Source organism: Kitasatospora sp. NPDC007106, from assembly GCF_040634455.1.
Lineage (GTDB): Bacteria > Actinomycetota > Actinomycetes > Streptomycetales > Streptomycetaceae > Kitasatospora > Kitasatospora arboriphila.
In genome coordinates, this window is the sequence record NZ_JBEYFP010001392.1 from 1 (window position 1) to 1,147 (window position 1,147).

The window sequence follows — 1,147 nt, forward strand, 5'->3', positions numbered from 1 at the left end:
GCAGCGGCCCTGACGTGTCCGCGGCGGCGCGGATCGGACGAATTCCGTGGAAATTCCCTGGGAAATTCCCGGTGGCATTTCTGTGCGGCGGGGCGGCGAAGTCGGCCGAAAATGCACGCATGCGGGGCCCGGCGGGTCCGCTGCCGGGCCCCGCCGGGACGATCACGGCACGAACCGAGGGTCCGGCGCGGACCGGAACGGAAGGTTCGGGTCCGCCGGGCGCCCGCGGCGGCCATCCGTTCGTGTCGGAACGGGGATCGCGCGGCGGGTGTCCGCTCAGCCCTCCGCGGGCCAGCAGGCCCGCACGTCGGCGGCCTCCGCCGCGGTCAGCGGCCGGTGGCCGAACACGACGTCGTCCTCGTCGAAGGACCACTCGGCGTACATCAGCAGCACCGACCGGCCGTCGCCCTCCCACAGCACCGCCCGGCGGCCCAGATCGCCCTGGGCGGACCACTCCACGTACCGCAGCGGACCGCGGCGGACGCTGCAGCGGTCGACGGAGGCGCCCTCCGGAGGGAACAGGCCGGCGACCGAACCGGCCGAGGACGGCGCCCAGCGCTCCCGCACCTCCGTCAGCCGCACCACCTCCTCGACCGCGACGCGCACCCAGGCCCCGCCCGGGCGGGCGTCGGCCACCGCCAGCGGGGTGCAGCGGACCAGGGCGTGCTCCGGCAGCCCGTCCGGGTCGTCGGGCACCCCGTTCAGCGCCGTCGCGGCCGGGGCGAACAGGCACCAGAACGGCCCCTCGACGAGCAGCGGACCGTCCAGCCCGAGCATCCGCTCCTCGCCGGCCACCGGCATCCGGTCGGTCTGCGCGACGCCCCGCCCCTCGTACGGCGACTCGGCGCAGTCGGGATCGGGCCAGCGGGCGAGGGCGGTTCCGGCGGCCGCCGCCCACGCGGGCGCGGGCGAGGCGGACCAGGCGCGGCGCGGCGCACAGCCGCAACCGGCGCCCGCCACGGAGACGATGAGGGTCATGCCCGCATGGTGGCAAACCGGCCGGAGCCCGCGCCCCGCGGGGCGCCCCACCGCCCCGGCCGCGGGCCCGTACGGGCCGTCACGCCGCCCCGGGGGGGGATCGGTAGAGCACACCTCAGAACACCACTCACCACAAAACTTATCTCGTATTCCCTCTTGTGCTTGTAAA

General features: G+C 75.9%; 1 protein-coding gene. It reads right to left on the bottom strand.

Annotation, left to right across the window (positions count from 1 at the left end):
- Positions 1-276: 276 nt before the first annotated feature.
- Positions 277-978: a hypothetical protein gene (locus tag ABZ641_RS38745; protein ID WP_344627402.1), complete on the bottom strand. Its 702-nt coding sequence runs from the start codon at positions 976-978 to the stop codon at positions 277-279.
- Positions 979-1,147 lie beyond the last annotated feature (169 nt).

Excerpts from the sequence above, each read along its gene's own strand:
- ABZ641_RS38745 (WP_344627402.1), bottom strand. The coding sequence starts at position 978 with ATGACCCTCATCGTCTCCGTGGCGGGCGCCGGTTGCGGCTGTGCGCCG.